Source organism: Lysobacter sp. KACC 24251, assembly GCF_057747755.1.
On the sequence record NZ_CM173222.1, the window covers coordinates 533,294 to 560,242 of the forward strand.

At 68.0% G+C, this 26,949-nt stretch carries 22 protein-coding genes and 1 pseudogene; 19 read left to right on the forward strand and 4 right to left on the reverse strand.

Annotated features, from left to right (window positions below; translation table 11 throughout):
* The first annotated feature begins 9 nt into the window (after positions 1–9).
* From rsmH to lpxC, 14 genes are all read left to right on the forward strand, one after another.
* Positions 10–951 carry a 16S rRNA (cytosine(1402)-N(4))-methyltransferase RsmH gene (gene rsmH / locus AC3ARF_RS02480; protein WP_498929970.1) on the forward strand — a complete coding sequence of 314 codons (942 nt, stop codon included), beginning with the start codon at positions 10–12 and terminating at the stop codon, positions 949–951.
* Positions 948–1,214 carry a cell division protein FtsL gene (gene ftsL / locus AC3ARF_RS02485; protein WP_498929972.1) on the forward strand — a complete coding sequence of 89 codons (267 nt, stop codon included), beginning with the start codon at positions 948–950 and terminating at the stop codon, positions 1,212–1,214. Before rsmH ends, ftsL begins: the two co-directional genes overlap by 4 nt.
* A gap of 140 nt (positions 1,215–1,354) precedes the next feature.
* Entirely contained in the window at positions 1,355–3,127 is a 1,773-nt protein-coding gene (locus AC3ARF_RS02490) for a peptidoglycan D,D-transpeptidase FtsI family protein (protein WP_498931724.1), read from the forward strand.
* Complete coding sequence (locus AC3ARF_RS02495) at positions 3,124–4,599, forward strand: UDP-N-acetylmuramoyl-L-alanyl-D-glutamate--2,6-diaminopimelate ligase (RefSeq protein ID WP_498929974.1); 1,476 nt, start codon at positions 3,124–3,126, stop codon at positions 4,597–4,599. The genes AC3ARF_RS02490 and AC3ARF_RS02495 overlap by 4 nt, the downstream gene beginning before the upstream one ends.
* Positions 4,596–5,987, forward strand: a complete 1,392-nt coding sequence (locus AC3ARF_RS02500; RefSeq protein WP_498929976.1) for a UDP-N-acetylmuramoyl-tripeptide--D-alanyl-D-alanine ligase — start codon at positions 4,596–4,598, stop codon at positions 5,985–5,987. Before AC3ARF_RS02495 ends, AC3ARF_RS02500 begins: the two co-directional genes overlap by 4 nt.
* Entirely contained in the window at positions 5,977–7,062 is a 1,086-nt protein-coding gene (gene mraY / locus AC3ARF_RS02505) for a phospho-N-acetylmuramoyl-pentapeptide-transferase (protein WP_498929978.1), read from the forward strand. The genes AC3ARF_RS02500 and mraY overlap by 11 nt, the downstream gene beginning before the upstream one ends.
* A gap of 1 nt (position 7,063) precedes the next feature.
* Entirely contained in the window at positions 7,064–8,401 is a 1,338-nt protein-coding gene (ftsW, locus tag AC3ARF_RS02510; RefSeq protein ID WP_498929980.1) for a putative lipid II flippase FtsW, read from the forward strand.
* Positions 8,398–9,492 (forward strand): undecaprenyldiphospho-muramoylpentapeptide beta-N-acetylglucosaminyltransferase, encoded by a 1,095-nt coding sequence (gene murG / locus AC3ARF_RS02515; protein WP_498929982.1) that lies wholly within the window; start codon positions 8,398–8,400, stop codon positions 9,490–9,492. The genes ftsW and murG overlap by 4 nt, the downstream gene beginning before the upstream one ends.
* Positions 9,489–10,949 (forward strand): UDP-N-acetylmuramate--L-alanine ligase, encoded by a 1,461-nt coding sequence (murC, locus tag AC3ARF_RS02520; RefSeq protein WP_498929984.1) that lies wholly within the window; start codon positions 9,489–9,491, stop codon positions 10,947–10,949. Before murG ends, murC begins: the two co-directional genes overlap by 4 nt.
* Positions 10,950–10,963: 14 nt before the next feature.
* The gene (locus tag AC3ARF_RS02525; protein WP_498931726.1) at positions 10,964–11,935 is read left to right on the forward strand and encodes a D-alanine--D-alanine ligase; all 972 of its coding nucleotides are present in this window, start codon (positions 10,964–10,966) and stop codon (positions 11,933–11,935) included.
* Positions 11,932–12,741 carry a cell division protein FtsQ/DivIB gene (locus tag AC3ARF_RS02530; RefSeq protein WP_498929986.1) on the forward strand — a complete coding sequence of 270 codons (810 nt, stop codon included), beginning with the start codon at positions 11,932–11,934 and terminating at the stop codon, positions 12,739–12,741. The genes AC3ARF_RS02525 and AC3ARF_RS02530 overlap by 4 nt, the downstream gene beginning before the upstream one ends.
* A complete protein-coding gene (gene ftsA, locus AC3ARF_RS02535) occupies positions 12,738–13,973 on the forward strand; it encodes a cell division protein FtsA (RefSeq protein ID WP_036138431.1) in 1,236 nt (411 codons plus the stop codon). Before AC3ARF_RS02530 ends, ftsA begins: the two co-directional genes overlap by 4 nt.
* A gap of 170 nt (positions 13,974–14,143) precedes the next feature.
* Positions 14,144–15,403 (forward strand): cell division protein FtsZ, encoded by a 1,260-nt coding sequence (ftsZ, locus tag AC3ARF_RS02540; RefSeq protein WP_498929988.1) that lies wholly within the window; start codon positions 14,144–14,146, stop codon positions 15,401–15,403.
* 380 nt (positions 15,404–15,783) lie between these two features.
* On the forward strand, positions 15,784–16,692 hold the full coding sequence (gene lpxC / locus AC3ARF_RS02545) for a UDP-3-O-acyl-N-acetylglucosamine deacetylase (protein ID WP_498929990.1): 909 nt from the start codon (positions 15,784–15,786) through the stop codon (positions 16,690–16,692).
* Between the two features lie 277 nt (positions 16,693–16,969).
* Here the strand turns inward: lpxC and AC3ARF_RS02550 are convergent, their stop codons facing one another.
* Positions 16,970–17,341: a DciA family protein gene (locus AC3ARF_RS02550; RefSeq protein ID WP_498929992.1), complete on the reverse strand. Its 372-nt coding sequence runs from the start codon at positions 17,339–17,341 to the stop codon at positions 16,970–16,972.
* 67 nt (positions 17,342–17,408) lie between these two features.
* Between AC3ARF_RS02550 and AC3ARF_RS02555 the strand changes: the two genes are divergently transcribed.
* From AC3ARF_RS02555 to coaE, 5 genes and pseudogenes are all read left to right on the forward strand, one after another.
* Positions 17,409–18,332 carry a peptidoglycan DD-metalloendopeptidase family protein gene (locus AC3ARF_RS02555; protein ID WP_498929994.1) on the forward strand — a complete coding sequence of 308 codons (924 nt, stop codon included), beginning with the start codon at positions 17,409–17,411 and terminating at the stop codon, positions 18,330–18,332.
* Positions 18,333–18,443: 111 nt separating this feature from the next.
* Positions 18,444–21,152, forward strand: coding sequence for a preprotein translocase subunit SecA (secA, locus tag AC3ARF_RS02560; protein WP_498929996.1), 2,709 nt, complete (start codon positions 18,444–18,446; stop codon positions 21,150–21,152).
* 61 nt (positions 21,153–21,213) lie between these two features.
* Positions 21,214–21,609: pseudogene (gene mutT, locus AC3ARF_RS02565) on the forward strand (8-oxo-dGTP diphosphatase MutT); the annotation flags it as partial.
* 6 nt (positions 21,610–21,615) lie between these two features.
* On the forward strand, positions 21,616–22,368 hold the full coding sequence (locus tag AC3ARF_RS02570) for a thiamine phosphate synthase (protein WP_498931728.1): 753 nt from the start codon (positions 21,616–21,618) through the stop codon (positions 22,366–22,368).
* 14 nt (positions 22,369–22,382) lie between these two features.
* Complete coding sequence (gene coaE, locus AC3ARF_RS02575) at positions 22,383–22,997, forward strand: dephospho-CoA kinase (protein WP_498929998.1); 615 nt, start codon at positions 22,383–22,385, stop codon at positions 22,995–22,997.
* Between the two features lie 12 nt (positions 22,998–23,009).
* Here coaE and AC3ARF_RS02580 read toward each other — a convergent pair whose 3' ends face one another.
* The 3 genes from AC3ARF_RS02580 to pilB are packed head-to-tail and all read right to left on the reverse strand — an operon-like array spanning position 23,010 to position 26,876.
* Positions 23,010–23,873, reverse strand: a complete 864-nt coding sequence (locus AC3ARF_RS02580) for a prepilin peptidase (RefSeq protein WP_498930000.1) — start codon at positions 23,871–23,873, stop codon at positions 23,010–23,012.
* A 21-nt stretch (positions 23,874–23,894) separates the two neighbouring features.
* A complete protein-coding gene (locus tag AC3ARF_RS02585) occupies positions 23,895–25,151 on the reverse strand; it encodes a type II secretion system F family protein (RefSeq protein ID WP_498930002.1) in 1,257 nt (418 codons plus the stop codon).
* A gap of 3 nt (positions 25,152–25,154) precedes the next feature.
* Entirely contained in the window at positions 25,155–26,876 is a 1,722-nt protein-coding gene (gene pilB / locus AC3ARF_RS02590) for a type IV-A pilus assembly ATPase PilB (protein WP_498930004.1), read from the reverse strand.
* Positions 26,877–26,949 lie beyond the last annotated feature (73 nt).

Below are 26,949 nucleotides of genomic sequence, written 5' to 3' on the forward strand. Positions count from 1 at the left end.
AGCGGTGGCATGGACCGCACGCATGCGGCTTCCGGCCACCTTCCGGTCATGTATGCGCAGGTGCTGGAAGGCCTGCGGGTGGTCGGCGATGGCACGTACCTGGATGGCACGTTCGGCCGTGGCGGGCACGCCCGCGGCGTGCTGGCGCAGTTGGGGCCCAAGGGGAAGCTGCTGGTGATGGACAAGGATCCCGAGGCGATCGCCGTGGCCGAACGTGAGTTCGGCTCGGACGCGCGCGTCGCGATCTTCCGCGGCAGCTTCGCCGAACTGGCGCAGTGGCCGGCCACCGCCGAGGGCCTGGACGGCGTGCTGTTCGACCTGGGCGTCTCCTCGCCGCAGCTGGACGAGGCCGAGCGCGGCTTCTCTTTCGGCAAGGACGGTCCGCTGGACATGCGCATGGACCCGGACTCGGGCGAAAGCGCCGCGCAATGGCTGGCCCGCGCCGACGACCGCGAGATCGCCGACGTGCTGTGGACCTACGGCGAGGAGCGGCAGAGCCGGCGCATCGCCCGCGCGATCGTTGCCCGACGCGAGGAACAGCCGCTCACGCGCACTGCCCAACTGGCGGAACTCATCGCTTCGGTCATGCCGCGCGGCGACAGCAAGATCCACCCGGCCACGCGCAGCTTCCAGGCCATCCGCATCTTCATCAACCGCGAACTGGCCGACCTCGAGGCCGGCCTGGACGCGGCGATGGCGCGGCTCAAGCCCGGCGGCCGGCTCGCGGTGATCAGCTTCCATTCGCTGGAAGACCGCATCGTCAAGCAGTTCATTGCCAAGCACGCGAAGGCGCCGCCGGCCAACCGCCGCATGCCGGTGGAGCAGGCGTTCACGCCGACCCTGCTGGCGATCGACGGCGCGCAGAAGGCCACAGACCAGGAAATCGCCACCAACCCGCGCGCCCGCAGCGCGGTGCTGCGCGTGGCCGAGAAGTTGGGGGTGGGCGCATGAACCTGCGTCTGGTCCTGGTCGTGCTGATCGTCGCCAACATCGTCTCGGCATTGATGGTGGTGCAGGCGCGGCACCAGCACCGCCGCCTGTTCATCCAGTTCAGCCAGCTGGAAAAGGCGCGCGACGACCTCAATATCGAGTTCGGAAGGCTCCAGTTGGAGCAGGCAACCTGGGCCGAGAGCAACCGCATCGACCAGGTGGCCCGTGACCGCCTCGGCATGAAGTTTCCCGAAGGCGCCGAAACCGTGGTGATCCGGCCATGACCCGCCGCGACGCACAGCCCGCCACGCCCGGCCAGCGCCTGCTGGTCGCGATCCGCGCACGCCTGCAAGCGCTGCGCGGGGACGGTGGCCGCGACCGTGCCCGGGGTCGCAACGGCTTCGACCTGCGCGGCCGGCTGCTGATGGTCGGCGGCGCGCTGGGCCTGTGCTCGGTGGTGCTGGTCGGCCGTGCATTCGACCTGCAGGTGGTCCACAACGAGTTCTACCGCGAGCAGGGCGAGGCGCGCTTCAAGCGCGAACTGCCGATCCCGACCTCGCGCGGCATGATCACCGACCGCAACGGCGAGCCGTTGGCGGTCTCCACGCCGGTCGAGTCGATCTGGGCCAACCCGCAGGAACTGCTGAAGAACCCCGCGCGCATCCCAGAGCTGGCAAAGGCGCTGGGCGTGCCGGCCGATTACCTCGCGCGCAAGGTGGGGCAGAAGGCCGGCAAGGAATTCGTCTACCTCAAGCGCCGCATCAATCCCGACGAGGCCCGGCGCATCCTCGCGCTGAAGATCCCGGGAGTGGCCTCGCAGCGCGAGTACCGCCGCTTCTACCCGCAGGGTGAGGCGATGGCGCACGTGCTGGGCTTCACCAACGTCGACGACCGCGGCCAGGAAGGGCTGGAGCTGGCGTTCGAGGACTGGCTGCGCGGCACGCCCGGCAGCAAGCGCGTGATCCGCGACCGCCAGGGCAACATCGTCGAGAGCGTGGACCTGGTCACCCCGGCCGAGCCGGGCAAGGACCTGACGCTGACAATCGATCGCCGGATCCAGTTCCTGGCCCACCGCGAGTTGCGCAGTGCTCTGCTGCGCACCGGTGCGAGCGCAGGCTCGGTGGTCGTGCTGGATGTGGCCACCGGCGAAGTGCTGGCGATGGCCAACCTGCCCACCTACAACCCGAATGCGGGTGGCGGCACCAACATCGACGCGCATCGCAACCGGGCCGTGACCGACGTGGTCGAGCCGGGCTCGACGATGAAGCCGCTGACCGTGGCGGCCGGGCTCAAGGCTGGCGTGATCACGCCCAATACGGTATTCGACCTCAACCCCGGCTGGATGGCCCTGGATCGTCGCTACACCATCCGCGACCACCACAACTACGGCATCCAGACCACCACCGGCGTCATCACGAAGAGCTCGAACCTGGGCGCGGCCAAGATTGCGGCCAAGCTGGACGACCAGTACTTCTATGACTTCATTCGCGGCTTCGGCTACGGCCAGGTGCCGCACAGCGGCTTCCCGGGCGAAGCGCCGGGCCTGCTGCCGCAGCCGGCCAAATGGTTCGGCACCACCAAGGCCACCATGTCCTACGGCTACGGCCTGTCGGCCACGCCGCTGCAGATCGCGGTGGCGTATGCCGCGCTGGGCAACGGAGGCAAGCTGATCCGCCCGACCTTCGTGAAGGGAGAAGAGCGCGAGTCGCGCCAAGTGCTGGACCCGGCGATCGCCAACGAAGTGCTGCACATGATGCAGACCGTGACCGAGACCGGCGGCACCGCCACCCAGGCCGCCATCCTGGGTTATCACGTCGCTGGAAAGACCGGCACCGCGCGCAAGTTCAGCAGCAGCGGCGGCTACTCGCGTCGCTACGTTTCCTTCTTTGCCGGACTGGTGCCAGTAGAGCGCCCCCGCTTCTCGATGGTGGTGGTGGTGGACGACCCGGATCCGGGCAAGGGCTATTTCGGCGGGCTGGTGTCCGCGCCGGTGTTCAAGAACGTCATGGAAGGCGCGCTGCGCCTGATGGACGTGGCGCCCGACGACATCGACACGTGGCTGGCGGCGCAGGCCGAGGCCGAGGCCAAGCGGACCAGGGCCAACGGCGGCAAGCCGGCGGAGGACAGCCCCGTGCTGCCCAACGTCGCCCAGGTCAGCGCGGGCCTGCCGGCGCCGGTGGCAGGAGGCCTGCCATGAGCCGCAGCAAGCTGCTCGCCCACCTGCTCCCCGACGTCGCCGGCATCCCCGGCGATCTGCGCATCTCCGGGCTGGTCATGGACAGCCGCGAAGTGACCCCAGGTTGCGCCTTTGTCGCCATCGCCGGCTTCGGCGCGCATGGCCTGCAGTTCGCCGAGAAGGCGCGCGCCGCCGGTGCCGTGGCGGTGCTGTTCGAGCCCCCGGCGCCGAGCGAGCTGCCGGTGCCCGCCGGTGCCATCGCCGTGCCCAACCTGCGTGCGCGCCTGGGCGAGCTGGCTGATGCGTTCCACGATCGTGTCACCGAAACGATGACCTTGGTCGGGGTTACCGGCACCAACGGCAAGACCACCACCGTGCAACTGCTGGCGCAGGCGTGGACGTTGCAGGGCACCACCGCTGGCACGGTGGGCACGCTGGGTGCGGGCCTGTATGGCAACGTGGTGCCAACCGGCTTCACCACGCCGCTGGTGTTGCGCACCCACAGCCTGCTCGCCGAACTGCACGATGCCGGCGCGCAGGCGGTGGCGATGGAGGTCAGCTCGCACGCGCTGGACCAGGGGCGCGTGGCAGGCCTGCACTACGACGTGGCGGTGTTCACCAACCTCACCCGCGACCACCTCGATTACCACGGCGACATGGAGACCTACGGCGCGGCCAAGGCGCGCCTGTTCCAGTGGCCGGGGCTGAAGGGCGCCGCAATCAATCTTGATGACGCCGTCGGCGCGACGTTGCCGGCGTTGCTGGACGAGCACGTGCAGTGCGTCGGCTTCAGCTCGCGCGGCCGTGCCGACGCGGTGGTGCGCGCCGAGGCGCTGCGGCTCGACGCGCGGGGAATCCACTTCGACCTGGTGGTGGAAGGGGTCGCCTATCCGGTGGACTCACCGTTGCTGGGCCGTTTCAACATCGACAACCTGCTGGCGGTCGCTGCCACGCTCTTCGCGCTAGGGCAGGCGCCGGCGGAGATCGCGGCAACGCTGGCGAAGCTGCAGCCGATCCACGGGCGCATGAACCGGCTGGGAGGCGACTCGGCCCATCGTCCACTTGTGGTGATCGACTATGCCCATACCCCGGACGCACTGGAGCAGGCACTGGCATCGCTACGTGGCCACGCCAATGCGCGCGTGCTGTGCGTGTTCGGCTGTGGCGGCGAGCGTGACCGGGGCAAGCGCCCGCAGATGGCCGCGATCGCCGAGCGCCTGGCGGACGTGGTGATCGTCACCGACGACAATCCGCGTTCCGAGGACGGCGACCGGATCGTGCAGGACATCATGGCCGGCTTCGCCGCGCCGCAGGCCGTCCATGTGCAGCGCGACCGTGCGAAGGCGATTGCCTTCGCCGTGGCCGCCGCCGCCGCGGACGACATCGTGCTCGTTGCCGGCAAGGGGCACGAGCCGTACCAGGAGATCAACGGCGTGCAGCACCCCTTCGACGATACAAACGTGGCGCGCGCCGCGCTGGAGGCCTGCGCATGAAGACACTGTGGCTCTCGGCGCTGGCGCGCATGGTGGGTGGCCATCTGGAAGGCGAGGACCGCCAGGTCTTTGCGGTGTCCACCGACACCCGCACCCTGTTCAACGGTGACGGCGTGCTGTTCATCGCGCTCAAGGGCGAGCGCTTCGACGGCCACGAGCACGTCCAGGCCGCAGCCGAGGCGGGAGCCACCGCCGCACTGGTCGCGCACCATGTGCCCGCGCGCGTGGCCGGCTGGGACCTGCCGCAGGTGGTGGTCCCGGACACCGAGCGCGCGCTGGCCGACCTCGCCGCGGCCCTGCAGCACGAGCGCGTGGGCGGCAAGGTGGTGGCCATCACCGGCAGCAATGGCAAGACCAGCGTGAAGTCACTGGTGCTGTCCATTCTCGAGCGCGCTGGCAGGACCTACGCCAACCCGGGCAACCGCAACAACGAGATCGGCCTGCCGCTGGCGGTGATCGACGCCCCGGACGATGCGCGCTTCGCGGTGTACGAGATGGGTGCCGGCAAACCCGGCGACATCGCCTACCTCACGCGCATCGCGCGCCCGGACGTGGCCCTGGTCAACAACATCGCGCCTGCGCACCTGGAGCGCATGGGCAGCCTCCTGGCCGTCGCCGACACCAAGGCCGCCATCTATGACGCGTTGCCTGCAGATGGCACGGCCGTGATCAACGGCGACGATGCCTTCGCCCCGTACTTCGCCGAGCGCGCCCACGGGCGCCAGCTGGTGTATTTCGGGCTCGACCACGGCGGCGACGTCACCGCCCGTGACATCGTGCTCGATGCCGATGGCTCCCGCTTCACCCTCGTCACTCCTGCGGGCGAAACGAGCGTGCGGTTGGCCATGCCCGGCCGGCACAACGTCCGCAACGCGCTGGCCGCCGCTGCGATGGCGGGCGCGCTGGGCGTGCCGCTGGAGGTCATCACAGACGGACTGAACGCGGCGCGGCAGGTCGCAGGCCGCCTGATCTCGCATCGTTTGCCTTCGGGCGCCGTGCTGATCGACGACAGCTATAACGCCAACCCCGGCTCGTTGGCTGCGGCCATCGACACTTTGGCCGCCAGCGGCGGCGAGGGCTGGCTGGTGCTGGGCGACATGCGCGAGCTGGGCGACGACGCCGAATCGATGCATGCCGAAGCCGGCCGTCGCGCCAAGGCCGCCGGCCTGCGCCGGCTGTACACGCTGGGGCCACTGAGCGCGGCCGCCGCCAACGCCTTCGGGGAAGGCGCGACGCAGTACGACAACCATGATGCGCTCGCAGCGGCACTCGCCGCGGACCTTCGGGACGGCGTGCGCGTGCTGGTCAAGGGATCGCGCGGAAGCGCGATGGACAGGATCGTGACCGCGCTGCTTGGCGCGGACAAGGGGGACACCCATGCTGCTTGAACTCGCGCGTTGGCTGGAGCAGCTGCAGAGCCTGTTCGGCCTGTTCAACTACCTCACCTTCCGGGGCATCCTCAGCGCGCTGACCGCGCTGGCGTTGTCGCTGTGGTGGGGGCCGGCGGTGATTCGCCGCCTGGGTCAGCTCAAGGGTGGCCAGCCGATCCGCAAGGAGGGTCCGCAGTCCCACTTCTCCAAGGCCGGCACCCCGACCATGGGTGGCGCCCTGATCATCATCACCGTGCTCGCATCGGTGCTGCTGTGGGGCGACCTGCGCAACAAGTACGTGTGGGTGGTGCTGGCGGTGATGGTGGCGTTCGGCTGGATCGGCTGGTGGGACGACTGGATCAAGATCGTCAAGCGCGATCCGAACGGCATGAAGTCGCGCACCAAGTACGCCCTGCAGTCGCTGTTCGGGCTGGGCGCCGGCCTGTACCTGTACCTGTACGCGGACGTGCCGGCCGCGACCACGTTCTATGTGCCTTTCTTCAAGTCGATCGCGCTGCCGCTGGCCGGCGTCGGCTTCGTCGCCATCGCCTACCTGTGGATCGTGGGGTTCTCCAACGCGGTCAACCTGACGGATGGCCTCGACGGTCTGGCGATCATGCCGACGGTGCTGGTGGCCACTGCTCTGGGCGTGTTCGCCTACGCCTCCGGTCATGCTGAGTTCTCGAAGTACCTGCAGATCCCGGCCGTACCCGGCGCGGGCGAGCTGGTGGTGATCTGCGCGGCCATCGCCGGCGCGGGGCTCGGCTTCCTGTGGTTCAACACCTACCCGGCCATGGTGTTCATGGGCGACATCGGCGCGCTGGCGCTCGGGGCGGTGCTGGGCACCATTGCGGTGATCGCCCGCCAGGAACTGGTGCTGGTGATCATGGGCGGCATCTTCGTCATCGAGACGCTGTCGGTGATGATCCAGGTCGCCAGCTTCAAGCTGACCGGCAAGCGCGTGTTCCGCATGGCGCCCATCCACCACCACTTCGAGCTCAAGGGCTGGCCGGAGCCGCGCGTCATCGTGCGCTTCTGGATCATCTCGGTGGTGCTGGTACTGGTCGGCCTCGCGACGTTGAAGGTGCGCTGACATGGACGCCGTCGCCCGCCAGGCCACCCGCTACGATGCCATCCAGGGGCGCTTCGACCCCTGGCTGCTGGGCATTGCCTTGGCGCTGGTATGCCTGGGCGTGGTGATGGTGGGCTCGGCGTCGGTGGCCATCGCCGAAGACGAAGGCTCAAGCCCGTACTACTACCTGATCCGCCATGCCGTGTTCATCAGTGGTGGTTTGGTGTTCGCCGCGTGGATTGCGCGCACCGAGCTCAAGACCATCGAGCAGCACAGCTGGTGGCTGCTGCTGGCGTGCTTCGTGCTGTTGCTGCTGGTCTTCGTGCCGGGCATCGGCAAGACGGTCAACGGCGCGCGGCGCTGGCTCAACCTGGGCATCGCCGGCTTCCAGGCGGTCGAGGCGGTCAAGCTGTGCTTCATCATCTGGCTGGCCAGCTACCTCAAGCGTTTCAGCGAGGAGGTCAGCGCCACCTGGCCGGCAATGCTCAAGCCGCTGGGCGTGGCCGTGGTGCTGGTGGGCATCCTGCTGATGCAGCCGGATTTCGGTTCGTCGTCGCTGCTGCTGGCAATCACCGCCGGCATGCTGGTGCTTGGCGGGGTCAACATGCCGCGCATGTTCGCGCCGGTGTTGATCGGCCTGCCGCTGCTGGCGGTCATTGCCATCGCCGAGCCGTACCGCATGCGCCGCATCACCTCGTTCACCGACCCTTTCGCCGATCCGTTCGGCGCCGGCTACCAGCTGGCGAATGCGTTGATGGCGGTCGGCCGCGGTGAGTGGTTGGGCGTGGGCTTGGGTGCATCGGTGCAGAAGCTGTCGTACCTGCCGGAGGCGCATACCGATTTCATCATGGCGGTCATCGCCGAGGAGTTTGGATTCCTCGGGGTGGTGGCGGTGGTTGGCCTGTTCACCGCGTTCGTCGGCCGCGCCTTCTGGGTAGGTTACAAGTGCGTAGAGATGCGCCGCCATTTTGCCGGCTACTGCGCGTTCGGCATTGGTTTGTGGATCGGGCTGCAGGCACTGGTTTCCATCGGCGTGAACCTCGGGTTGTTGCCGACCAAGGGCCTGACCCTTCCGCTGATCTCATATGGCGGCTCCAGCGTGATGATGACCTGCCTCGCGGTCGGCCTGCTGTTGCGGGTGTCCTACGAACTGGATCGGGCCCAGCGCCAGGTGGCCCTGCGCCGTGGCGAAAGCGCTGCGGCGACCGCTGGTGCACCGGCCTACATTCCGTCGACCACGCAGCCGTTGCCCAGCGTGGCCACCGCCGCTCGGGTAGGCGTGTCCAAGGCTGCGGACGCGACCCGCGGCACCAGCCGCCTGCGGCAGCGGGTTGAGCCCATCCTGGGGAGGGGCGCATGAAGCGCGCGGCAACCGATACCGACCTGCATCCGGTGATGATCCTCGCCGGTGGCACGGGTGGGCACATTTTCCCTGGCCTTGCCGTGGCGCGCGCGCTGCGCGAACGCGGCCAGCCGGTGATGTGGCTCGGAGCGGAAGGGGGCATGGAGACGCGCCTGGTCCCGCAGCACGACATAGCCATCGATACCATCGCCGTGCGCGGCGTGCGCGGGAAGGGCCTCACCACGCTGCTCTTCGCGCCTTTCAAGTTGCTCGGCACGGTACGCGCCGCGGCGCAGGTGTTGCGCCAGCGCCAGCCGCGCGCGGTGATCAGCTTTGGCGGCTACGCGGCCGGTCCCGGAGGGCTGGCGGCGCGGTTGGCCGGGATCCCGCTGATCGTGCACGAACAGAACCGTGCGCCGGGCATGACCAACCGAGTGCTGTCGCGCATGGCGCGCCACGTGCTGACCGGTTTCCCGGACACCTTCCACGCCGTGAAGGAAGAAGTGGTGGGTAATCCTGTACGCGCGGAGATTTCCGCCGTCGCACCGCCTCAGGAGCGCTTCGCGGGACGCCAAGGCCCGCTGCGCCTGCTGGTGCTCGGCGGCAGCCAAGGGGCGCGTGCGCTGAACACCGCCGTGCCGAAGGCAATCGCCGCGTTGCGTGGGACGGTGGCCTTCGACGTGCGCCACCAGTGCGGCGAGAAGATGCGCGCCGATGCCGAGCAGGCCTATGCAGAGGCAGGCGTGGCGGCAGCGGTCGAACCATTCATCGCCGACATGGCGGCCGCTTATGCCTGGGCCGACGTGGTGGTGTGCCGTGCCGGCGCGCTGACCCTTGCCGAACTGTGTGCGGCCGGCGTGCCCAGCCTGCTCGTGCCGTTCCCGCAAGCGGTGGACGACCACCAGACCAAGAACGCGCAGTACCTGGTGGAGCGCGGCGCGGCGCAACTGCTGCCGCAGGGCGAGGATCTCGCCCAGCGGCTCAGCGCCACCCTCGAAATCCTCAACGAGCGCGTGGACCTGCTGCGCATGGCCCAGGCCGCGCGCGCGCTCGCCACACCCGACGCAGCCAATCGCGTCGCTGACATCGTCCTGGAGCAGACCGCATGAGTTCGGCCCTTCGCCGCCGCCTGCAGCACACCGGCGACCTCGCCAAGGCCTTCCCACGCGTGCACTTCGTCGGCATCGGCGGCGTGGGCATGAGCGGCATTGCCGAGGTGATGTGCACGCTCGGCTACCAGGTGTCCGGTTCCGACAACGCGGACAACGCCGTCACCCGCCGCCTCGCCTCGCTTGGAATCAGCGTGCAGAAGGGCCACGCCGCCGCCAACGTGTTGGGTACCGACTGCGTGGTGGTGTCCAGCGCAATCAAGGCCGACAACCCCGAGCTGATGGAAGCCCGGGCGCAGCGCATCCCGGTGGTGCCGCGCGCGGAGATGTTGGCCGAGCTGATGCGCTTCAAGCGCGGGATCGCGGTGGCCGGCACCCATGGCAAGACCACGACGACCTCGCTTGCCGCCAGCGTCCTGGGCGAGGGCGGCATCGACCCGACCTTTGTGATCGGCGGCCAGCTGCTCGCCGCCGGCGCCAACGCGCGCCTGGGCAAGGGCGACTGGCTGGTGGCCGAGGCTGATGAGAGCGATGGCAGCTTCCTGCGCCTGAACCCGCAGATCGCGATCGTGACCAACATCGACGCCGACCACCTGGAGAACTACGGCGGGGACTTCGCCAAGGTCCAAGCCGCGTTCGACGAATTCCTGCACCGCCTCCCGTTCTACGGCCTTGCGGTGCTGTGCATCGAGGATCCGGAGGTCGCGGCGCTGGCCGCCCGGACCTCACGCCACGTGATGACCTACGGCTTCGGCGAGGCCGCCGACGTCCGCGCGATTGACGTCGAGCAGGCCGGACCGAACATGCGCTACACCCTGTGCCTGCCCGACGGTTCGCGCACGCCGGTCACGCTGGCGTTGCCGGGTCGCCACAACGTCCTCAACTCGCTGGCTGCCGCCGCGGTGGGCTGGCAACTGGGCGTCAGTGCCGATGCCATTGCACGCGCACTGCAGGCCTTCGCGGGCATCGGCCGCCGCTTCAACCTGCTGGCCGAGCCCGTCACCGCCAAGGGCGCGAAGATCACGCTGGTCGACGACTACGGTCACCACCCGAAGGAGCTGGAGGCGGTGTTCGCCGCAGCACGTGGCGGCTGGCCGGAGCGCCGTCTGGTCGTCGCGTTCCAGCCCCACCGTTACAGCCGCACCCGCGACCTGTTCGATGACTTCGCCGCGGTGCTGTCGTCGGTGGATGCGTTGGTGCTGACCGAGGTGTACCCCGCCGGCGAGGCGCCGATCGCCGGCGCAGACGCCAAGTCGCTGGCCCGCGCCATCCGCGCCCGTGGCCGCATCGATCCAGTGGTGGTCAGCTCCGCCGCCGAGCTAGCCCAGGTGCTTCCCGACATCCTCGCCGACGGTGACCTGCTGCTGATGATGGGCGCGGGAGACATCGGCCACGCCGCCCAGAACATCGCCCGGTCCGGTTTCGCGGGCCCGGTTGCGCAAGGAGAAACCAAGTGAACCAGCCGGCCACCGTGCAATTCGCCGCCCCCCGGGTCACCGATCCGGCCGTGTTCGGCCGCGTCGCCGTGCTGATGGGCGGCACCAGCTCCGAGCGCGAGGTCTCGCTCGATTCCGGCCGCAACGTGCTCGACGCACTGCGCGCCCAGGGCGTCGAGGCCTTCGCGGTGGACGGCATTCCCGCACTTGTCGACGCGATCCGAGGCGGCAAGGTGGATCGCGTGTTCAACATCCTCCATGGCAACAAGGGCGGTGGCGAGGACGGCGTGCTGCAGGGCCTGCTGACCGCACTCGGCGTGCCGTTCACCGGCTCCGACGTGCTCGGTTCGGCGCTGGCCATGGACAAGATCCGCACCAAGCAGGTGTGGCTGAGCGTGGGCTTGCCCACGCCGCGCTATGTGCGCCTGGCCAAGGGCGATGACGTGCATGCCGCAGCCCGCCAGATCGGCCTGCCGTTGATCATCAAGCCTTCGTGCGAAGGCTCCAGCGTCGGCGTCTCGCGCGTGCACGACGAGGCGGGCCTGGCCGACGCGGTCGCGCTCGCCGCGCGCTATCCCGGCGAGATGCTGATGGAGCAGCTGGTGGTGGGCGACGAGCTGACCGTCGGCGTGCTGGCCAATGGCGAGGGTCACGACGCGCTGCCCTCGATCCGCATCGTGCCCAAGGGCGAGTGGTACGACTACAACGCCAAGTACATCGCGGAGGACACCCAATACCTGTGTCCCGGCCTGGAGGGCGAGGCCGAAGCGGAGATCCGCCGCATCGCGCTCGCCGCGTTCCTCGCTGCCGGCTGCACCGGCTGGGGTCGGGTGGACGTGATGCGCGACCGCGCCAGCGGCAACTTCTACCTGCTCGAAGTCAACACCGCCCCCGGCATGACCAGCCACTCGCTGGTGCCCAAGGCAGCGCGCCAGGTCGGCATCGGCTTCGAGGAACTGTGCTGGCGCGTGCTGGAATCGAGCCTGCAAGGAGGTGCGGCAGCGTGAATGCCCTGCTGCGACTCGTCGGATGGCTGCTGGCGGTAGCACTGGTCGTGCTGCCGGTGGTCGCCGTGGTCAACGGCTGGGTGGGCGCGGGCCAATGGCCGCTGTCCAAGCTGCGCGTGACCGGCGAGTTCGAGCGCGTGGACGGTGCGCTGCTGCAGAAGACGCTGATCCCGTACGCCCGGCGCGGATTCTTCGCCGTCGACCTGGAAGGCGCGCGCAATGCGGTTGCGAGCTTGCCATGGGTGGAATCGGCCGACGTGCGCAAGCGCTGGCCCGACGTGCTGGAAGTGCGCGTGACCGAGCACCATCCGTTTGCACGCTGGGGCGACGACCGGTTGCTGTCCATGCAGGGCAGGCTGTTCCCCGCCGAGGGCGTCCAGGTACCCAAGGGCCTGCCGCAGCTGGGAGGGCCCGAGACCCGGGTGCCGGAAGTGGTCGCGCTGTACAACGAGTCACGCGAACTGTTCGCGCCCATCGGTTTCAACGTGCAGGCGCTGCGCATCGACCCTCGCGGCAGCTGGACCCTGACCTTGCATGATCGCGGCCGCACCGCCGAGGTCGCGGCCGGTGCCGAGATCGTTGTCGGTCGCAGCGAAGCCCGCGCGCGCCTGCAGCGCTTTGTCCGGCTGATGCCGCAATTGCTGGCACAGCAGGAGAAGGTGCTGACCCGTGCCGATCTCCGCTACACCAACGGGTTCGCCTTGTCCTGGACACCGGCACCCAAGCCGGATCCCGTGGACCCCTCCGTTTCCCCCACCGCGCCGGCACAGCCGGGCGGCAGCACCACGCAGCAAGGACAGACATGAACCGCAAGGGTGACAAATCCCTGATCGTCGGCCTGGACATCGGCACCTCCAAGGTGGTGGCGCTGGTCGGCGAGTACTCCCCTGGCAACCCGATCGAAGTGATCGGCATCGGTTCGCACGAGTCGCGCGGCATGCGGCGTGGCGTGGTCGTGGACATCGACTCCACTGTGCAGTCCATCCAGCGTGCCATCGAAGAGGCCGAGCTGATGGCCGGCTGCGAAATCCGTTCGGTATACGCCTCCATCTCCGGCAGCCACATCCAGTGCCGCAACTCGCAGGGCGTGGCGCCGATCCGCGATGGCGAAGTCACCCTGGCCGACCTCGACCGCGTGCTCGAGGCGGCCAAGGCCGTCGCCATCCCCGCGGACCAGAAGATCCTGCACGCCATCCCCCGCGATTACGTGCTCGACGGCTCGCAGGAAGGCATCCGCAACCCGGTTGGCATGACCGGCGTGCGTCTGGAAGTACACGCGCACCTGGTCACCTGCGCTGGCGCGGCCGCGGCCAACATCACCAAGTGCGTGCAGAAGTGCGGCCTGCAGGTCGACGACCTGATCCTCGGCGTGCTGGCCTCCAGCAACGCCGTGCTCACCAGCGACGAGCGCGAACTGGGCGTGGTGCTGGTCGACATGGGCGCGGGCACCACCGACATCGCGGTGTTCGTGGGCGGTGCCATCGCCCACAGCGCCAGCCTGCCCATCGCCGGCGACAAGGTCACCGAGGACATCGCGCACATGCTGCGCACGCCCACGCCCGAAGCCGAGCAGATCAAGGTGCGCTACGCCTGCGCGCTGGCGCAGATGGCCACGGCCGAAGAATCCATCCAGGTGCCGTCGGTGGGCGACCGCCCGCCGCGCCGCATGCCGCGCGCCTCGCTCGCGCAGGCCGTGCAGGCGCGCTACGAGGAAATCTTCGAGATGGTGCAGGCCGAACTGCGCCGGAGCGGCTTCGAGCAGCACGTCCGCGCCGGCATGGTGCTGACCGGCGGCGCCGCGAAGATGGAAGGCGTGGTCGAACTGGCCGAGGAAATGCTGCAGATGCCGGTGCGCGTGGGCATCCCGCAGCACGTCACCGGATTGGGCGAAGTGGTCGGCAATCCGGTGCATGCCACCGGCGTGGGCCTGCTGCTGATGGGCAGCCAGATCGAGAACCCGCGCCGGCCGGTGCTGCCCACCGGGCGCGCGGGGGGGTTCCTGAGCAAGTTGAAGAACTGGTATCGCGGCGAGTTCTGACAGCGCGGAAGCGTTTGCCGCGACGGCGCGGCACGCGGGGAGTGGGGAAGGCAGGGCGGAACGTGGTGGGACTGCAGTCATCGGCAGGGATGCAGCGCCTGCGAGGGCGACACCCGAAGCAACGCAACAACAACAGCAACACACATAACTAGACAATCGAGGACACGGACATGGCGCACTTTGAACTGGTTGAACAGATGGCCCCGAATGCGGTGATCAAGGTCATCGGCGTGGGCGGCGGCGGCGGCAACGCGGTCGCGCACATGGTCAATGGCAACGTCGACGGCGTGGAGTTCATCACCGCCAACACCGACTCGCAGGCCATCAAGAACTGCGGCGCCAAGCTGCAGCTGCAGCTGGGCAGCAACGTCACCAAGGGCCTGGGTGCGGGTGCCAACCCCGAAGTGGGCCGCCAGGCCGCCCTGGAGGACCGCGAACGCCTGATGGATGCGCTGCAGGGCGCCGACATGGTGTTCATCACCGCCGGCATGGGCGGCGGCACCGGCACCGGTGCGGCCCCGGTCGTGGCGCAGCTGGCCAAGGAGATGGGCATCCTGACCGTCGCCGTGGTCACCAAGCCGTTCCCGTTCGAAGGCCGCCGCCGCATGCAGGTCGCGCTCAAGGGCATCGAGGAACTGAGCCACCACTGCGACTCGCTGATCACCATCCCGAACGAAAAGCTGATCACCGTCCTCGGCCGCAATGCCACCATGATCCAGGCCTTCCGCGCCGCCAACGATGTGCTGCTCGGCGCCGTGCAGGGCATCGCCGACCTGATCGTGCGCCCGGGCCTGATCAACGTCGACTTCGCCGACGTGCGCACCGTGATGAGCGAGATGGGCCTGGCGATGATGGGCACCGGCTCGGCCCGCGGCGACGACCGCGCGCAGGCCGCTGCCGAATCGGCGATCCAGAACCCGCTGCTGGACGACGTCAACCTGTCCGGCGCCAACGGCATCCTGGTCAACATCACCGCCGGCCCGGACTTCACCATGGCCGAGTTCGACGAAGTGGGCCGCACCATCGAAGGCTTCGCCTCCGAGGACGCCACCGTGGTCATCGGTACGGTGCTGGATCCGGACATGCAGGACGAGGTCAAGGTGACCGTGGTCGCCACCGGCCTGAACCGCGCCGTCGCCCGCCAGCCGATCCGCGACTCCGGCCGCGATTCCGGTTTCCAGACCCACCGCCGCCCGCAGGTGGAGCTGGTCCGCAGCACCGCGCGCCTGGATGGCACCACCGGTCTGCCCATCGATGACGTGACCGACGCGTACGCCCCGAACGCCGGCCCGGCCATTCCCAGCTTCGGTGGCAGCCTGCGCAGCAACGCCGCGCGTCCGGCCGTCGACACCGCCCCGTCGTCCACCGGCGCGGCCGACTTCGACAGCTACCTCGACATCCCGGCCTTCCTCCGCCGCCAGGCGGACTGACCGGCGTTACGCCCCGGGCTGCCGTCGCCAGCGGCATCCCGGGTGGTTCCGGCGACGGGACCGACTCCTGTCCGATGCCGTGTGGCGCGATCGCGCTGCAGGGCTGCAGCACCACTTGCCCCTGCCTTGCGGCAGGGGGGTTGGGCCGGTTGGCCGTCGCCCGCGGGCGGTGGCCGGCCGGCCAGTCTTTCCGCCATCCGTGACGCTGGCGGGACGGAGTGTCCCCGGTTTCGGCCAGGATTCAGCTCGCGGCGTGCTAATCTTCGCCGGCTGAACATGGGATTGGTTCTCATCCGCCCGCTCTGCCCACGCGAGCCGAGGCGCCCAATCCTGACGCCAGCTGGCCAACGCAACCGAACTACAAGGCCTTTCCACCGCCGATGCCCCGCCAACGCACCCTCAAGAACGTGATCCGCGCCACCGGCGTGGGCCTGCACAGTGGCGAGAAGGTCTTCCTCACCCTGCGCCCGGCCGCCGTGGACACTGGGCTCGTGTTCCGGCGCGTGGACCTGGACCCGGTGATGGAAATCCCCGCACGCGCCGACCTGGTCACCGAGACCACCCTGTGCACAGGCCTGAGCTACGGCCCGGCCAAGATCCAGACCGTGGAGCACCTGCTGTCAGCGCTCGCGGGCCTGGGCGTGGACAACGCCTACATCGACCTGTCGGCGCCGGAAGTGCCGATCATGGATGGCTCGGCCGGCCCGTTCGTGTTCCTGCTGCAGTCGGCAGGCATCGCCGAGCAGGACGCGCCCAAGCGTTTCATCCGCATCAAGCACCCGGTGGAAGTGCGCGACGGGGACAAGGTCGCCCGTTTCGAGCCGCACGACGGCTTCCGCATCGGCTTTACCGTGCAGTTCGACCACCCGGCCATCCCGGCCTCGCAGTCGCGCGCCGAGATCGAGTTCTCCACCGCCTCGTACGTGAAGGAGGTCAGCCGCGCGCGGACCTTCGGCTTCATGCGTGACCTGGAGTACATGCGCGAGCGCAACCTGGGCCTGGGCGGTTCCATGGACAACGCCATCGTCCTTGACGAGTTCCGCGTGCTGAACGACGACGGCCTGCGCTATGCCGACGAGTTCGTGCGCCACAAGATCCTCGACGCGGTGGGCGACCTGTACCTGGCCGGCCGCCCGATCATCGGTGCCTACGAGGGCTTCAAGTCCGGCCACGCCCTCAACAACAAGCTGGTCCGCGCCCTGCTGGCCGAGCAGTCGGCCTGGGAAGAAGTGACCTTCCCCGACGAGGCCCCGGCCCCGGTGATCTACGGGATTCCCGCTCCGGTCTGAGTGCCGCTGGCTGTGGGTGTTGGCCAGCCGCCACGCCGTGAGATGGGCCGATCCTTGCGTCACGGCGCAAACCGGCCGGCATACGCAATCGAACTGTCTAACCGGTCACGGACGTGAACATCTCGTGACGCCTTAACTCATTTTTAACGATATCTTTCCGAAACGCTTCCAACTGCTTAACAAAAGCGGGGGGGAGGGCGGCTAGGATGCGCCGTCCCTCCGGAAAAGGGCGGCCGATACGCAGGTTGCGTGCCGTGCCAAACGGACCCGGTCGGTGTCAGTCGGACCCTGTGGGGTCAGGGTTTTTGAGTGACGCCAATGCCGCCTGCAGGTCTTTCTGTGCAGCCGCGGACATGGGGATGGCCTTCCGCGTTGTCTGCCCAGGCGGTGCAACGGGGGGAGTTGTCTTGACGACGACTTCGGCCACGTCGAGTCCGAGGGAACGGGCCGCGTCGAGGATCTGAGGGGAGGCAAGCCGAAGCTTGGCGTGCCACACCGGTGCATCGACGACGAACACGAGTCTGCCGCGTTCAAGATTGGCCAGTCGCGCATGCGCGGCCAATGAAGGGGGCAGATGGGGACGTAACCGACGGTCCACGGTGTCGAGCCACAAGGCGCGACGCAACGTGTTTCCGGCCGGCGCCGCCATGAGCACGTCAAGTGCGTCCTGGGGCGAAGGCGGGGAGGGCGGGGATCGGTAATCAGACATCGGACATATGACCTATCACTCCATCCTATACAAGTCGCACGGACCATTCTCCCGGTTCCTGCACCAGATGGCCCACAAGGGCGCGCGCCGGCCGTTGCTGGCCATCGCGATCCTGCTGGGCTCCGGCCTCGTCCTCGGTGGCGGCACCAGCCTTGCGGTCACCGCCGCCATGCGCGCCGACGTGCGCCAGCAGCAGGCCGAAACCGACAAGATCCGCCGTGAGGCGCAGCGCGAGGTCAATGCCCTCGCCGCCCGCATGGGCGAGCTGCAGGCCGAGGCCAACCGCCTCAATGCCCTGGGCGAGCGCCTGACCCGCATGGGCCAGCTGCAGGACGGCGAGTTCGACTTCGACAAGCCGGTCGGTGTCGGCGGTGGCGAAGCCGTCGAGGACATGCCGGTTGGCGAGCTCGTCGACGGCATGGACGACCTCAAGCGCAAGTTCGCTGCTTCGGGCGAGCAGCTTTCCGTGCTGGAGTCGCTGCTGTTCAACACCCAGCTTGACATGAACTCCGTGCCAGGCCGCGAACCCATCCAGGGCAAGTACATCACGTCCTCGTTCGGCAATCGCGCCGACCCGATCAAGGGCGGTCGCCAGTTCCACAAAGGCATCGACTTCGAGGCCGACGTAGGCGACCCGGTGCTGGCCGCCGCTGACGGCGTGGTCAGCTTCTCCGGGGATCGCTCCGGCTATGGCCATACCGTGGAAATCGATCATGGCAACGGCTTCGTCACCCGCTACGCGCACAACTCGCGCCTGACCCGCCGCGTCGGTGAACTGGTCCGCGCCGGTGCCGAGATCGCCAAGGCCGGCTCGTCGGGCCGCTCCACCGGCGCCCACGTGCACTTCGAGGTGTGGCAGAACGGCGCGGTGGTCAATCCGCGCAACTTCCTGAGCCAGCAGTCCCCGCTCAAGGTCAAGGTCCGCGGCTGAGGCCGGGGGCGGGGCGCTTGAAAGCGCGTTCACCCGCCACCACGCTAGAATGAATGTTCGCCAAGACAGGGCGCCCAGCGCCCTGTTTTCTTTTCCGCTTCGGACCCCTCCATGCTCAACAGCCTGCTCACCCGCGTTTTCGGCAGCCGCAACGAACGCCTGCTGCGCCAACTCCAACGCACCGTCACCAAGATCAACGCGCTTGAGCCCGAGGTCCAGAAGCTCAGCGACAGCGAGCTGCAGGCCAAGACCCCCGAGTTCCAGAAGCGCCTCGCCGACGGCGAGGCGCTCGACAAGATCCTGCCCGAAGCGTTTGCCGTGTGCCGCGAGGCCGCCAAGCGCGTGTTGGGCATGCGCCACTACGACGTGCAACTGATCGGCGGCATGGTGCTGCACCTGGGCAAGATCGCCGAGATGCGCACCGGTGAGGGCAAGACCCTGGTCGGCACGCTGCCGGTGTACCTCAACGCGCTCGAGGGCAAGGGCGTGCACGTGGTCACCGTCAACGACTACCTGGCCCGCCGCGACTCGGCGTGGATGGGCAAGCTGTACAACTGGCTGGGCCTGAGCGTGGGCGTGGTGTACCCGGGCATGCCGCACAGCGACAAGGCCGCCGCCTACGCTGCCGACATCACCTATGGCACCAACAACGAATTCGGCTTCGACTACCTGCGCGACAACATGGCGCTGGCCAAGGAAGACCGGTTCCAGCGCGGCCTGCACTACGCCATCGTCGACGAAGTGGACTCGATCCTGATCGACGAGGCGCGCACCCCGCTGATCATCTCCGGCCCAGCCGATGAGTCGCCGGAGCTGTACATCAAGGTCAACCGCATCGTCCCGCAGCTGATCCGCCAGGCCACCGAAGAGGCCGAAGGCGACTTCTGGGTGGACGAGAAGGGCAAGCAGGTGCACATGTCCGAGTCCGGCCAGGAGCACGCGGAGGCGCTGCTGCGCGCCGCCGGCATCCTCGGCGAGGACGAGGACCTGTACGACCCGCGCAACCTGAGCGTGGTCCACCACCTCAACGCCGCGATGCGCGCGCACGCCATTTACCAGCGTGACGTGGATTACATCGTGCGCGATGGCGAAGTGATCATCGTCGACGAGTTCACCGGCCGTACCCTGGCCGGCCGCCGCTGGTCGGACGGCCTGCACCAGGCGGTGGAGGCTAAGGAAGGCGTGCCGGTGCAGCGCGAGAACCAGACGCTGGCCAGCATCACCTTCCAGAACCTGTTCCGCATGTACGGCAAGCTGGCCGGCATGACCGGCACGGCGGACACCGAGGCTTACGAGTTCCAGAGCATCTACGGCCTGGAAGTGATCGTGATCCCGACCAACCAGCCGGTGCAGCGCAAGGACTATCCGGATGCGGTGTTCCTCAACCGCCCGGGCAAGTACCGCGCGGTGGTCAACGAGATCAAGGCCGCCAATGCCAAGGGCCAGCCGGTGCTGGTGGGCACCACCTCGATCGAGGTCTCGGAGCTGCTGAGCCAGCAGCTGACCGAAGCCGGCATCGCCCACGAGGTGCTCAACGCCAAGCAGCACGAGCGCGAGGCGCACATCGTCGCGCAGGCCGGCCGTCCGGGCGCAATTACCATTGCCACCAACATGGCCGGCCGCGGTACCGACATCGTGCTGGGCGGCTCGCTGGAAGCCGAACTGGCCGCCCTCGAGGCCGAGGGTGAAGTGAGCGAGGCCACCAAGGCCCGCATCAAGGCCGAATGGCAGCAGCGCCATGAAGCGGTCAAGGCCGCCGGCGGCCTGCACATCGTCGGCACCGAGCGCCACGAAAGCCGCCGCATCGACAACCAGCTGCGCGGCCGCGCCGGCCGCCAGGGTGACCCGGGTTCGTCCCGTTTCTACCTGTCGCTGGAAGACAACCTGATGCGCATCTTCGCCGCCGACTGGGTGCAGAAGGTGATGGCGCGGATGGGCCTGAAGGAAGACGACGTCATCGAGAGCGGCCTGGTCACCAAGCAGATCGCCAACGCGCAGCGCAAGGTCGAGGCCCACAACTTCGACATCCGCAAGAACCTGCTCGACTTCGACGACGTCAACAACGACCAGCGCAAGGTCATCTACGGCCAGCGCAACGAGCTGCTGGAAGCCGAGGACATCCGGGACAATGTCGTGGGCATCCGCGACGACGTCGTGGGCGACTTCGTCGAGCGCTTCGTGCCGGCCAACTCGGTGGACGAGCAGTGGGACCTGCCGGGCCTGGAGGCCACCCTGGCCGAGGAGCTGGGCGTGCGCGTGGACCTGCAGGGCCTGGTCAAGCAGCACGAGGAACTGGACGCCGAGGGCATCGCCGGGCATGTGCGCAAGGCCGTCGACGAGTACTTCAGCACGCGTGAGCAGGCGCTGGGCGCCGAGACCATGCGCATGCTGGAGCGCCACATCATGCTCAACGTGCTGGACCAGAACTGGAAGGAGCACCTGGCGCGCATGGACTACCTGCGCCAGGGCATCCACCTGCGCGGCTACGCGCAGAAGCAGCCCAAGCAGGAGTACAAGAAGGAGGCCTTCGAGCTGTTCTCGGACATGCTCGACAAGGTCAAGCGCGACGTGACCACCTTCCTCGCCCGCGTGCGCATCCAGACCGAGGCGGAAATCGCCGAGATGGAGGCGCAGGAGCGCGCCATGGCCGAGGCCCAGGCCCGGCAGATGCAGTTCCAGCACGCCGATGCCGGCGGCTTCGGCGCCGACGAGGAGGCCGCGCAGGTCAGCGAGGCCGCGTTCGCCAATGTCAGCCGCAACGACCCGTGCCCGTGCGGCAGCGGCAAGAAGTACAAGCACTGCCATGGGCAGCTCGCCTGACCCGGAACCGGATGAACGTCCCGCGCCGGTGAGCCAACCTGCGCGTCGTTCGATCGAAGTGGTGGCGGGCGTCATCCGCGACGCCCGCGGCCGCATCCTGCTGGCCCGGCGCACCGAGGGGCGTGATCTGGCCGGCCTGTGGGAGTTCCCCGGCGGCAAGCGCGAGCCTGGCGAGTCTCCCGAAGGCGCCCTCGTGCGCGAGCTGCGCGAGGAACTGGGCATCGAGGCCGAGGTGGGGGACCATCTCATCACCGTCCCGCAGCAATACCCCGACAAGCACCTGACCCTGGACGTGCGCGAAGTGCGCGGGTTCAGCGGGGCCGCGCGCGGCCGCGAAGGGCAGGCGCTGGTATGGGTGCCGCCGCACAAGCTGGCTGCCTACCAGATGCCGCCCGCGGACGTGCCGGTGGTGGCCGCGCTGGGGCAGCCGGACCGGTATCTGGTGACGCCCGATCCCACGGCGGTGCTGGCAATGGGCAGCGCGGCAGCGGCCGCGCCCTCGGGGGCGGGGGGCCTGCGGGGCGACGACGCGTCCTCGCGGACCAGCCGACTTCCGGGCCCCGTCGACAACGCCCTCGGCCTGGGCCGCTTCGCCGCCGCCAGCGTGCGAACGGCCATGGACCGCATGGTGGGCACGCTGGAACCCCTGGTGGAACCCTTGGGCCAACGCCGGCGCCGGGACGCCAGCGCGTGGACCCCGGTCGAACTGCGCTGGCTCCGGGCCCTCGACCGCGCCCTCGCCAATGGGATCCGTCGCGTGCAACTGCGCGCCCACGGCCACGATCCGGCGCGCTGGCCCGCGCTCGCGGCCGCCGCGGTCGCCCGCTGCCGCGCCGCCAAGGCCGACGTGCTGGTCAACGGCGATGTCGCGCTGGCGACGCAGCTGGGCGCAGGGCTGCACCTGCGGGCCGCGCAACTGGGCGAATTCATGCGCCGCCCGCTTGCCGATGGTGTGCCTGTGGCTGCGTCCTGCCACACCGTGGAAGACCTGCGTAGCGCACAGGAGCTGGGGTGCGATTTCGTCGTGGTCGGCAGCCTGAAACCGACCCCCAGCCATCCGGGCGAACCGGGTATCGGCTGGGATGCGTTCGCCCGCCTTCGGGAAACGGTGTGCCTGCCCATGTACGCGATCGGCGGCCTTGGCGCGGCGGACCTGCCGGAGGCGCGCCGCCATGGTGCGCAGGGCATTGCCGCCATCCGCGCGTGGTGGGGCTGACCTATCATCCGCGGATGAGCAACTACATCGTGGCCGTCACCGGCGGCATCGCCTCAGGCAAGAGTGAGGTCACCCGGCGCTTCGAAGCGCTGGGGGTCACCGTGGCCGACGCCGACGTGGCCGCCCGCGAGGCGGTTGCCCCTGGTTCGGAAGGGCTGGCTGAAGTGGTCTCGACGTTTGGCGATGGGGTGCTGGCCGCGGACGGCAGCCTCGACCGTGCGGCAATGCGCCAGCGGGTCTTCGGCGACGAGGCCGCGCGCCGCCGGCTTGAGGCGATCATCCACCCGCGCGTGCGCGCCCAGCTGAGGGCCCGCTGCGAGTCTGCGGGCGGCCCCTATGCCATTGCCGCGATCCCGCTGCTGGCCGAAGGCGGTGGTCGCGAGACCTACCCGTGGGCCGACCGGATCCTGGTCGTTGATGTGCCGACTGAGGTCCAGCAATCCCGGCTCATGCAGCGCGATGGGAGTGACGCGGAACTGGCGCAGCGCATGATCACCGCGCAGGCCAGCCGCGAACAGCGACTTGCGGTGGCAGACGATGTGATCGTCAATGACGGCCCGCTGCTAGCGCTGCAGGGGCACGTGGAAGCGCTGGATCGGTTGTACCGCCGGTTGGCGGCCGGGAGCTGAGGTCCCCCAGCTTCAGCCGAGCCCGGCCAGCTTCAGGTAACCGTCCACCAGACGATCACCCCAGAAGAAGGTGATCCAGCCGGCAATGGCCAAGTACGGGCCGAACGGAATCGGCGTTGCCCGGTCGCGGCCCTTCGCCGCCAGCCAGATCGAGCCGATGATGGCGCCCACCAGCGACGACAGCAGGATGGTCGGCAGGATGCCCTTCAGCCCCGTCCACGCGCCGATGGCCGCCAGCAGCTTGAAGTCGCCGTGGCCCATGCCCTCCTTGCCGGTGAGCTGCTTGAACAACCACCACACGCTCCACAGGCTCACGTAGCCGGCCACCGCGCCCAGCAACGCCGGCTTGGCCGATATGTACAGGTTGTCCGACGCCGCGATCAGCCCCAGCCACATCAGCGGCAGGGTGAGCTGGTCGGGCAGCAGCTGGGTGCGGAGGTCGATGCCCGACATGGAGACCAGGAACCCGGTGAACACCATCGCCCCGAAGCCCTGCCAGCCAAACCCGAAGCGCCAGGCGCAGGCCACGAACAGCAGCATGGTCAGCAGCTCGACCAGCGGATACTGGGGGGAGATGGGCGCCTTGCAGTGCCGGCACTTGCCGCCCAGCGCCAGCCAGCTGAACACCGGAATGTTCTCATACCAGCTCAGTTGCGCCTTGCACTGCGGGCAGTGCGAGCGCTCCACCACGATCCCGGGTGGTGGCGGGTCATACGTGTCGGGCTCGCCGAGGATCTCGCGACTGTCGCGCTTCCACTGCCACTCCATGCGGCGCGGCAGCCGCAGGATGACCACGTTCAGGAAGCTGCCGACAAGCAGGCCAAGGCCGGCCGCCAGCGGAAAACCGATGGCGGGGTTCTGGTCGAGGAAGGCCATTGCGTGGTGGGATCCTGCAGCTTAGATGGTGGCGGCGAGCTTGAAGATGGGCAAGTACATGCCGATGACCATCGAACCCACGATGCCACCCAGTACGATCATGATCAGGGGCTCCAGCAAGCTGGAAAGCGCGTCCACTGCGTTGTTGACTTCCTGCTCATAGAACTCGGCCACCTTGAACAGCATGGTGTCCAGTGCGCCGGCCTCTTCACCGATTGCCACCATCTGTACCACCATGTGCGGGAACAGATTCACCTGTTTCATCGCCATGTTCATCTGGTAGCCCACAGAGACGTCGTCCCGGATCCGGTAGACGGCTTGTTCATACACCTGGTTGCCGGTTGCGCCGGCGACGGTCGACAAAGCCTCGACCAAGGGGACGCCGGCCCGGAATGTCACGGCGGTCGTGCGCGCGAACCGAGCGATGGCGGAATGGTGCAGGATCTGCCCGACGATGGGCAACTTGAGCATCATCCTGTCGAGGAAATTGGCGAACGCCGGCGACCGGTTCTTGGCCATTACCAATGCGGTAATCGTGCCAACGACGAGGAGCAGCACCGCCCACCAGTAGGCGATCATGAAGTCACTGGCCGAAATGATCAGCTGGGTGAAGGCCGGCAACTCCGCACCGAAGCTCTCGAAGGTCTTCTCGAACTGGGGCACCACGAAGATCAGCAGGATCGCGCTGACGAGGATCGCCACCGCGACAACGGTGGCTGGGTAGAACAGCGCCTTCTTGATCTTGCCCTTGAGGGACTCGATGTTTTCCTTGTAGCTGGCAATGGTGTCCAGCACGGTCTCCAATACGCCAGCGGACTCGCCCGCCTTCACCAGGTTTCGATACAACTCGTCGAACTGCACCGGGTGCTTGGCAAGCGCTTCGCTCATCGAAGAGCCACTCTCGAGTTCGGCACGCAGGTCATTGACCAGCGTTTTCATCTTGGGGTTCTTCTGCCCCCCCGCCATGATTTCCAGTGAGGTGACAATCGGCACACCGGATTTCATCATGGTCGCGACCTGCCGGCTGAACACGGCAATGTCGCCCGGGGTGATTCGCTTGCCTGCACTGCCAAACAACGGCTTGGGCTTGGGCTTGACCACCGTGGGCGTGATGCCCTGTCGGCGCAGCTCGGCGCGAACATTGTTCACGCTCTTGGCCATCTGCTCGCCTTTCATGGTCACACCACGCTTGTCCTTGCCCTCCCAGACAAAGATCGGCATGGCTTCCTGACGGCGGAGCGGGGCCTTCTGCTTGACGGCGGAGCGTGATGCGGCCATGGCTTAGTCCTTCGTAACCCGGTTGATCTCAGTAAGGCTGGTGACGCCATCCCTGACCTTCTGCAGGGCAGACTGGCGCAGGTCGTTGACCCCAGCCCGCTTGGCGGCCTCGGCAATCTGCATCGCATTTCCCCCCGCGAGGACGATCTCCTGGATCTCCTCGGTCATGGGCATCACCTGATAGATGCCCGTCCGCCCTTTATACCCTTCCGTGCAGTCAGGGCAACCCACGGCCTCGAAAAGCGTGAGTCCGGCCGCGATTTCCTCATGGGTGAAGCCCTCGGCCAGCAGTGCGTGCTCCGGCAGTTCGACCTTGCGCTTGCAGTCGTGAAGTCGCCGCGCCAGGCGCTGGGCAATGACCAGGGTGACCGAACTGGTGATGTTGAAGGGGGCCACACCCATGTTCATCAGGCGGGCGATGGTCTGCGGAGCGTCGTTGGTGTGGAGCGTGGACAGCACCATGTGGCCGGTCTGCGCGGCCTTGATCCCGATCTCGGCGGTCTCCAGGTCGCGGATTTCGCCGACCATGATCACGTCCGGGTCCTGGCGCAGGAAGCTGCGCAGCGCCGCGGCGAAGGTCATGCCCCGCTTGGTGTTCATCTGCACCTGGTTGATCCCGGGTACGCGGATTTCGACCGGGTCCTCCACGGTGGAGATGTTGCGGTGCTCGTCGTTGAGGATGTTGAGGGCCGTGTACAGCGAAACCGTCTTGCCCGAACCGGTGGGACCGGTGACCAGCACCATGCCGTAGGGCTTGGCGATGGCGTCGAGAAACAGCCTCTTCTGTTCATCTTCATAGCCCAGTTTCTCGATGCCAAGCTTGGCCGCGCCGCCGTCCAGGATACGCAGCACAACCTTTTCGCCGAAGAGGGTTGGCAGGGTGCTGACGCGGAAGTCGATCTGCTTGGTCTTGGACAGGTTGAGCTTTATTCGGCCGTCCTGGGGGACGCGCTTCTCCGCAATGTCCAGCTGAGCCATGACCTTCAGGCGGGCCGCAATTCGGGGCTGCAACTTGACCGGCGCCTTGGCCACCTGCTTGAGCAGGCCGTCGATACGCAGGCGTACCCGGTACTCGGTTTCGTAGGGCTCGAAGTGAATGTCCGAGGCACCCCGGCGGATCGCATCGATCAGGACCTTGTTGACGAACTTGACCACCGGGGTGTCATCACCCTTGGCGTCTACCCCAGAATCGCCAGCGGCGTCGTCCTCGCCACCGCTGATGTCCAGCTTGTCCAACCCCTCGCTGTCCTCGTTGTCCGTGAGGGCGTCCGCGGTGGACAGCCACTGATCGAGCGTGCGCCGGATCCGCTCCTCATCCAGCAGCACGGCCTCGACGACCATGTTGGTCTGGAACTTGATCTCGTCCAGCGCGCGGGTGTTGGTCGGGTCCGCCACGCCAACGAACAGCCGATTCCCGCGCCTGAACAGGGGCAGGGCGTCGTGCTTGCGGATCAGGTCCTCGCTGACCAGTTTGATGGCCGACTGCGCGGGGTCCAGCGCACCCACGTCGAACAGCGGGGTGCCGAACTCCATGGAGTTGGCGGCCGCCAGCTGGCCCGTGGTGACGACCCGATGCTCGGTCAGGTAAATGGCAAGGGGTTTGCGCTGCTCCGTGGCGGCGCTCATGGCCTCCCGGGCACGCACTTCATCCAACGCACCGTCCAGGACCAAGCGGCGGGCGATGCCGGTAATGCCAACCAGATTGGCGGTTGCTACGGTGCTCATTGGACCTCCCCTGTTACCCCAATGCGACTTTAGCGCAATCTCGCTCGGGGGACTGCGACTGAATGCCCTTCCG